Source organism: Anaerococcus sp., from assembly GCF_030825785.1.
Taxonomy (GTDB): domain Bacteria; phylum Bacillota; class Clostridia; order Tissierellales; family Peptoniphilaceae; genus Anaerococcus.
The window spans coordinates 1-8,660 of sequence record NZ_JAPJPG010000053.1; the positions used below are offsets into that span (position 1 = coordinate 1).

The window sequence follows — 8,660 nt, forward strand, 5'->3', positions numbered from 1 at the left end:
ACCCTCCATCATATTTTATAACAACTAGAGAAAAATTCAATAAATACCCCCAAGGAAGATTCTAAAAGAAAAGAAAGTCGCTAGTATATTTTCAACCTAGGTTTGATTTATTATATTAATTAGTTATTATATGAAATTAAATGTTGATATCTTTATCAATTTGTTGTAGAATATACTTAGTTAATTTATCACGCTAATATGATTTATAAAGGAGTTATTATGAAAAAAGACTATAGGCTTCCCTCTTTGTTTGAGGCGATCTTACCTATTATTACTATGATATCATTGATGATTTATGTCTTTGCTTTCGCCAAAGAAGACGGAGAGAGTATTTACGATGCTGCCCACCTTCCTCTTATTATAGGAATTATTGTTGCAACTCTTGTAGGACTTGTTTGCGGAAGAAGTTTTAGGGAAATGGTCGATGGGATGATTGATCGTATCAGTACAACTCTTGATGCGATTTTAATTCTTCTAACTGTTGGCCTTTTGATTTCTTCCTTTATGATTTCAGGAACTATTCCTGCTCTAATCTATTATGGTTTGACTTTCTTAAGCCCTAAGCTTTTCCTTCCAATAGGTTGCATCATCACTGCTCTAGTTGGACTTGCTTGTGGCTCTTCATGGACTGCTACAGCCACCATCGGTATTGCTTTTATGACCATAGGCCAAGGACTTGGGATTAGTCCTGCTATAACTGCAGGTATGGTAATTTCTGGAGCCTATATAGGGGATAAGTTCTCTCCCTTATCAGATACTACAAATCTTGCTGCTGGTGTAGCAAAGACTGGTCTTTTCGACCACGTTACTGCTATGGTTTCTACAACAGGACCCGTGTTTTTGATAACTCTTATCCTTTATAGCTTCATTTCTTTTAGGATTGATGTTACAAATTATGATCCAAATATTGCAGAAGGTATTAAGGAAGCCCTCGCTAGTAATTTCAACTTAAATCCCCTTGTTCTTTTGCCAATCCTTTTAATAATTCTTGTCTGTGTTTTAAGGATCGAGGGACTTGCTGGTGTTATGATTTCTGTTTTCGTGGGTCTAGTTTTTTCAATGATCTTTCAGAAACAAAGAAGTCTTGCGGAAATTTTCGCAATTCTTCACTATGGCCCAGACATAGAGACAGGCAATGAATTTGTAGATATGGCTCTTTCTAAGGGTGGTATGGATAATCAGATGTGGACGGTAAACTTAATCCTTCTTGCAGTTTCTTTCGGCGGGGCCTTGGAGCGCGCTGGAATTATTGAAAGAATATTCGCTAAGCTTAAAGAAAGGATTAATTCGGTTGCAGGTCTTGTTTTTCTTACCATGGTCACATCGATTTTCTGTGATGCGACTATGTGCGATCAGTTTTTAGGTATTGGAGTCCCTGCTCCCTTGTATGAAGATAAGTACGATGAGCTAGGTCTTTCCCGTAATATGCTCTCAAGGACACTAGAAGACGCAGGGACCTTGTGGGCGGTAATGTTTCCATGGACAGCCTGTGGGGCCTATCAGATGAAGACTTTGGGAGTAAGTCCTATAAGCTTTTTCCCTTTTGCCTTCGTCAACCTCCTAAATCCAATCTTTGCCCTTATCACAGCTCTTTTAAAGAGAAATATCTTCTGGGCAGATGGATCTTACACTAATATATTTGGCAAGACTAAGATGAAGAAAATGGCCAAGGCACCAAAGAAATCCCAAGACTTTGCCCTTGGCCAATTAGAAAAGTTAAGAAAAGAGGGAGAGGTACCTCAGGTAAATTAAATAAAAATTTCCACATTAAAAGACGAACTTTTAAACTAGCCTTATAAGTTAGATTATATGTCCAACTTTGGGGCTGTTTATAATAGCTCGTCTTTTGCTTTTACTTATTAAATGTCGTTTTCTTCTACATAGTCTAGATAGTTATCAGATAATCTTGCAAGAACTATTGCTGTTGCAAATACCACATAGACTACCGCTATTAGGGATAAGAGACTTAGAATTAGAACAAAGCCCATTCCTGCATCATTTCCACCCCAAGTCATCATCAATACTACAATAACAATAGCTATGATTAATGGGATAATTATATATTTTAAATATACCATTATAGTCTTTCCAGCAAGGTCCTTACCAATCTTAAAAATATTTCCTATTGATTCTTTAAGACTTTCCTTCCTCTCATTTCCTACAAGCTTATCTGCCAGATAAAAGTTAGCGTAAGTTATAAGAATTGAAAATACCAAGGATACTACAGCCACTAAAATAACTGTAAGTATCATACCAATGCTTTTTCCCATACCATTGGCTATTATATTTTGGACAAAGACTGCTCCTCCACCCAAAAGTCCAATGCCCATAGTAAATAGGCTAGCGATTAACGATAGTATAATATTTATAAGAATAATTCTTCCTGTAATTAGATTTACTTGATTAAGATACTCTCCAACAGATCCCATTCTGTTTCTTATAAGTCCACTAGCTATGGCAAATTGAAACAAAAGAGAAATTAGAGATGTAATAAGTCCTGCAATAATAGTCAAAACAGCTGAGTCCTGACTTATATATTCAAATAATCTGCTAGTTATAATAGCAACTACAATTCCTATAAATTGAATTATAACTATAGATGATAATTTGTATTCTCTTTTCATAGAGCCTCCTTTTGTATAAATTATATCATTAATGGGTACTTATCACAAAGAAACTTCTACAATTCATTAGAAAGACCTAGAAAAGAAGTCTTTATTATCTTAAGCTCTTAACCAAATTTGAAATAAACTTAAAGTGAGGATCCTTTGAGTCTCTTGCTATATCGAATAAGACCATCTCAGTATTTACAAGAACTGCGCCCATTTGCCCGAGGCTTGTTAGGGCTGTCGCCTTAAGCTCTTCTGTAAAGGAAGATACTGCATCTTCTACTAGGAAGACTTCAAGACCCATATCGAGGAGGCTCCTTACTGTTTGGTAGATACAAACGTGTCCTTCCGCTCCAACTACAAGGACCTTCTTAATATCTTTCTTCTCAATAAAATCTACTACTTCTGGAATAGCTGCATCGAAAAGAGACTTTGCAAAGATCTTATCCTCTTCGATTAATTCCAAAAGCCTGTCATCACTCCTACCAAGTCCCTTTGGATATTGCTCTGTAGCTAGATAATTCATATCATATTCCTTAAAGGCCTTAAGGAGAGTTAAGGTGTTTGTTACAGTCTTCTCTCCATTTTCCATAGTCTTCATTAGCTTTGGTTGCTCGTCTACTACGAGTAGCAGAGTCTTTTCCCTATTTTGATAAATATCTTCTTCCAATGAGTTTATATAAAACTTGCTATCTAATTTTCTTGCCATAAATCCCCCTGTCTATAATCTTTTACTTTCATCACTCTATCAATTGTAGCCAAAATCTTCGTCTTATTCTTAGACCATAAGGGAAAGGCGATTACCTCCCTTAGCCCATCTCCTGTGAGCCTATTAATAACTACATCAGGATCAAGTCTTCTAAGCATGGCTACTACTATTGCTACATATGAATCATTATCCATAGTGTAGGCTATTTCCTTCCTCTCGTAGAAATCTAAAAGCCTGGTTTCCTTTTCAATATAGAGATTATGAATCTTGACTCCCCAAATATTTCTAGAATTGATATAGGAGATATCCGCCAGATAATCTCCCATATCTTCGTAAGGAAGGCCTACAATAATATGGACTAATATATTTATGCCCAAATTCTTAAGTTTTAACAAACCTTTATCAAATTCCTCATGACTGTATCCCCTATTTATAAGAGAAATCGTCTTTTCATTTACGCTTTGCATGCCAAGCTCCACTACGAGGAAGGTCTTTGCCTTTAGCTCATCCAAAAGCTCCAAGACCTCATCTTTTAAGCAATCAGCCCTAGTAGCTATAAAAAGACCTACTATATCTTCTTGAGAAATGGCTTCATAAAACATTTCTCTCATCTTATCCACATCCCCGTAAGTATTGGTAAAATTTTGAAAATAAGCTATATAGGCCTCATCCCTACCAGGTTTTGACAAAAGCTTTTTCTGATAAGAAATCTGACGAGAAATACTTCCCTTCTCTCTAAAGGTCCACTCGCCTGAGCCAGTATCGGAACAATAGATACAACCTAGGGAAGAAAGAGCCCCGTCTCTATTAGGACAAGTAAATCCGCCATCTAATGGAAGCTTGATAACCTTCTTATGAAATTTTCTCTTGAAAAATGAATCCAGGTCCTTATATCGCTTTTTATTTATTTCCATAATTACATTATAACATCTTTATCTCGTAAGGTAAATCTATAGACTTTGACTGAAATATTTTCTAGCATAGCTAATAAAATACTCAGATCCTGTCTTCATGGCACTTTCGTCTATTTTAAAGATTCCACTATGATGTGGGTGATCTTCATCGTTTATCTTTGCTCCTAGAAACATCATAGCTCCAGGTATATGAGTCAGATATTTAGCAAAATCCTCTCCACCCATACGAGGTTCGTGATTTACAACATTTTCTTCTCCTATGATTTCTCCTGCAACCCTTCTAGCAAACTCGCTAGCTTCTTTTTCATTTACGGTTGCTGGAGTACCAAAGTTATATTCGAATTTGTATTTTGCTTCATTAGCATCGCATATTCCCTTTATTACTGTATCCATCATTTGGGGTAATTTATCGCGAAGCTTATTATCAAAGGATCTGGTAGTTCCTAGAAGCTCTGCCCTATCTGGGATTACATTTTCAGTATTGCCAGAATTAAAGGCAGTTACAGATAAGACCATGGACTTACTAGGCTTATTTTTTCTGGATACTATATTTTGGAGATTTTGAACTATAAGTGATCCTACTGCTATAGGATCTATAGTAAGGTGAGGTTCTGATCCATGGCCACCATTTCCTATAATCTCTAGCCTAAAGGTATCAGCTGATGCCATAACTGGCCCTTCTTGGATAGCAACTTCGCCGGATTTTAGAGAACTTCTGATATGAAGAGCTATTATCCTGTCTACCCCTTCTTTTTCTAAAATCTTTTCTTCTATAACATGTTTGGCACCAGAATCTTTTATAAATTCCTCAGCTGGTTGAAATAACAAGACAATCTTACCGAGTTCATCTTTCATTGTCACTAGTTTTTTGGCAGCTCCTAAAAGAATAGCTGCGTGAGTGTCATGTCCACAAGCATGCATTACTCCCCTACTTTTGGATTTGAAAGCAAGGTCAGTCTTCTCTTCAATGGGAAGCGCATCTATATCTGCCCTAATGGCAAGTACCTTACCACTCTTGTTAGGATTAATAATTCCAAGTACACCAGTTCCTATTATTTTTCTTGCCTCTATTCCTAGTTTGGTCAGCTCATTTAAAATATAGGTCGAAGTTTTTTCCTCATGCCAGCTTAGTTCTGGATGCTCATGGAAATATCTCCTGTGCTCAATAATATATTCTTCTAAATCTTTATCTACATACTTGTATGGCATATATCCCCCTTCTTATTATCGGAAATATAATTTTCCGATATTTAAAGCTTAAACTCAGAAATATTAAAGCTTGAAGGGCATAACTTCCTGAGTCTATCTATAGCTTTTAGCTCATTTTAAAATATAATAGGACTATATAAAATATCAATTTATTAAAATTATATACCCTAGTATATTACTAGGTATTATATTTTATCTAAGAAAGATCGCAAATATTTTATCAATTATTTCAATTTTTTATCTTTCGTAAAAGATATTAGCCAAAAAGTTTTTATATTGATTTTTAGCGCTTTGTTTCTAATTCCTAATAAAAAAACTACCAGCCCTACTGATAAAAGTCTGGCTTGGTAGTTTAAGATTATTATATATTTTCTATATTATTCAGCTATATCTAGCTCTTTGTACTCGTGATCAGTATCTTTAGCTACTGGTTCATAAGTTACATAACCATCGTAGGTATTGACACCTTTTATTAATTCTGGGAATCTCTCACAAGCTGCTTTTAGACCCATATCTGCTAGGGCCTTGGCGTATCTGGTTGTTGCATTTGATAGGGCGTAAGTTGATGTCATAGCTACTGCACCTGGGATATTTGCTACTGCGTAGTGGATTACACCGTGTTCGATAAATATTGGGTTGGTGTGGCTTGTTGGTCTTCCCTTTGTTAGGTCAGTTGAACCACCTTGATCTATAGCCACGTCTACTATTACAGATCCTTCCTTCATTTGCTTAACCATATCTTCTTTGATAAGTTGTGGCGCACGAGCACCTGGGATTAGGACTGTAGATATTACAAGGTCAGCGTTTTTAACTGCTTCTTCGATGTTTAGTGGGTTAGAATATAGGGTTTCGATCTTATCTGGGAATATGTTGTATAGTTGAGTTAAGGCATCGATATTTACATCAAGAACTGTAACTCTTGCTCCCATTCCTACTGCTATTCTTGTTGCAGCTGTTCCTACAGTACCTGCACCTACGATTACAACGTTGGCAGGTCTAACTCCTGGTACACCTTGAAGTAGGATTCCACGTCCGCCTTTTGGTTTTGTGAGATATTGTGCTCCCTCTTGAACTGCCATTCTACCTGCGACTTCTGACATTGGACGTAGGAGTGGTAGTTTGTTGTCAAGTTGAACTGTCTCAAAACCAATTCCTGTAACCTTGTTTTCAATAAGAGCATCTGTTAGCTCAGGGTTACTTGCAAGGTGAAGGTAGGTGTAGATTATCAGTCCTTCTCTAAAGTATTTATATTCTTCCTTTAAAGGTTCCTTAACCTTGTAGATGATATCTGCATTTTCCCAAACTTCAGCAGCTGAATCTACTATTTCTGCTCCAGCTTCTTTATAGTCTTCATCGCTGATTCCAGATGCAAGTCCTGCACCAGTTTCTATAATAACTTTGTTTCCTGATTTAGTTAGTTCTGTACAAGCTCCAGGGATAATTGCCACTCTGGATTCTTGATCTTTTAATTCTTTAGGTATTCCAATAATCAAAACAATTCCTCCTTTTGTATTACTATATAAATATATACCCAAAACAAGCAAAATTAATGATTTTTATAGAGTATAATAAGTTTATGATTAAACTAATAACAATAGATGTGGACGGAACATTAGTAACTCCACTTAAAAGATTAACAAAAAAGAATAAAGAAGCGATAAAAAAAGCGAGAAAGGCTGGGATTCACATTGCCCTAGTTAGCGGTAGACCCTTCCATAGCATGATTCATCTTATAGAAGAATTAGATCTATGTAACAATGGACACTTTACAATCTGCCAAAACGGATCTTACATCTACGATAACTTCACAAGAAAGCCAATGTTTGGGACCTACCAAAGCCCTAAGGACCTCCTTATAGTTGATAGAATGCTTGAAGGATATAAATTAGAATTATCTAGTATGGATGGTGATGGTTTTTACACGAGACACAAAAACCCAAACTTCTATACAAAAATGGACGCTAGAATAAACAAGCTCCCAATAAAAACAGTAGCCTACGAGGATTGGCCAAAAGATAAAGACTTCGGAAGATTTCTTATTCTAGGATCCGCAAGCGAGATCAACCGCTTTATCAAAAATATGCCAAAAGCCTTAAAAGAAAACTACTACCCAGTCCAAACTGCCCCCTTTCTAATAGAGGTGATGAACAAAAACACCAACAAGGGCTACGCCATAGGCCAAATGATAGAAAAACTGGGCCTTGATATGAGTGAAGTCATGGCAATGGGAAACGAAAAAAACGACATCCCCATGCTAGAAAAAGCAGGCTTTGCCGTAGCTATGGGTAATGCCGTAGAAGAACTCAAAGCCCGCGCTGACTTCATAACTAAATCCAATCTCAATTCTGGGGTGGGATATGCTATTGAGAGGTTGATTGATAATGGGAAGGAGAGATATTTTTAAAAATATCTTTGACTGAAAGTTTTTTATAAAAAATATTTATGTATTAGAATTATATCCTGAAGCAGGGTTGTACCCTTCGAAGCTCAATGTATAAGTAGATTTATTTAAAATATTTTAATACGTATTATGAAACTAGTATTTCTTTGTATTGGAATATACTTTTGAACAGGGTTGAACCCTTCGAACCCAAGGGGAAAGGCTAAGGGGGCGGCAGAGGCCCCTCTACCCTTTCCCCTTGACCCCTTTGTCATTCACCCCCTCTGCTCCTTGGCGGAGTGCGGTATTTGTTGATTGGCTTACGCCAATCTTTTTTAGTAGGCAGAACCCTTCGTTTTAGTTTGTTTTAAAGCTGGGAATTCCTAATCATCGTTCGCTAAAAATTTATAACTCGCTTCGCTCAAACAGATAAATTTTCATAACGCTCACTCTGATTATACATGCAACCCGGTAAAGGTTATTTATAAGATATGCAAGGTATATAGTGTATTCTTATCTAAACAAGCTAAAAAATTCCTCGTAGCTTCGCTACATCAGAATTATATAAAGTTAGTATAGAATAAATAAAAACTGATACGCTTTGCAAAAGCAAAGCTTACCCCATCCCCCACTCAATGGACGAGTAGAAATGTCTAATCAAGTCTCTCGTTAAGAAAATCGATTTGTTTGAGCGTTAGCGAGTTATCGATTTTAAGAGAGACGGAGATTAGACATTGTTAAATCCAAGGACAAGTAAGTCGAAGGGATCCCCCTAACAACAAAGATTTGCGTAGCAAATCGACCTTTTCCGCACTCCGCTTTAGGAGCAGAGGGGGGTG

7 protein-coding genes are annotated in these 8,660 nt (G+C 36.7%); 2 read left to right on the top strand and 5 right to left on the bottom strand.

Features of this window, described 5'->3' with window-relative positions:
- The first annotated feature begins 219 nt into the window (after positions 1-219).
- Positions 220-1,752 (top strand): Na+/H+ antiporter NhaC, encoded by a 1,533-nt coding sequence (gene nhaC, locus RCH56_RS06825; protein WP_306484228.1) that lies wholly within the window; start codon positions 220-222, stop codon positions 1,750-1,752.
- A gap of 107 nt (positions 1,753-1,859) precedes the next feature.
- On the opposite strand, the gene RCH56_RS06830 is transcribed toward nhaC, so the two are convergent.
- The 5 genes from RCH56_RS06830 to ald all read right to left on the bottom strand — a co-directional run bounded on the left by RCH56_RS06830 (position 1,860) and on the right by ald (position 6,934).
- Positions 1,860-2,624, bottom strand: coding sequence for a hypothetical protein (locus RCH56_RS06830; protein WP_306484229.1), 765 nt, complete (start codon positions 2,622-2,624; stop codon positions 1,860-1,862).
- 94 nt (positions 2,625-2,718) lie between these two features.
- On the bottom strand, positions 2,719-3,318 hold the full coding sequence (locus RCH56_RS06835; RefSeq protein WP_306484230.1) for an isochorismatase family protein: 600 nt from the start codon (positions 3,316-3,318) through the stop codon (positions 2,719-2,721).
- Positions 3,303-4,232, bottom strand: a complete 930-nt coding sequence (locus RCH56_RS06840; RefSeq protein ID WP_306484231.1) for a TIGR01212 family radical SAM protein — start codon at positions 4,230-4,232, stop codon at positions 3,303-3,305. The genes RCH56_RS06835 and RCH56_RS06840 overlap by 16 nt, the downstream gene beginning before the upstream one ends.
- Positions 4,233-4,268: 36 nt before the next feature.
- Positions 4,269-5,441 carry a M20 family metallopeptidase gene (locus RCH56_RS06845; protein WP_306484232.1) on the bottom strand — a complete coding sequence of 391 codons (1,173 nt, stop codon included), beginning with the start codon at positions 5,439-5,441 and terminating at the stop codon, positions 4,269-4,271.
- A gap of 377 nt (positions 5,442-5,818) precedes the next feature.
- Positions 5,819-6,934, bottom strand: coding sequence for an alanine dehydrogenase (gene ald, locus RCH56_RS06850; RefSeq protein ID WP_306484233.1), 1,116 nt, complete (start codon positions 6,932-6,934; stop codon positions 5,819-5,821).
- 83 nt (positions 6,935-7,017) lie between these two features.
- Between ald and RCH56_RS06855 the strand changes: the two genes are divergently transcribed.
- Positions 7,018-7,845, top strand: coding sequence for a Cof-type HAD-IIB family hydrolase (locus RCH56_RS06855; RefSeq protein WP_306484234.1), 828 nt, complete (start codon positions 7,018-7,020; stop codon positions 7,843-7,845).
- Positions 7,846-8,660 lie beyond the last annotated feature (815 nt).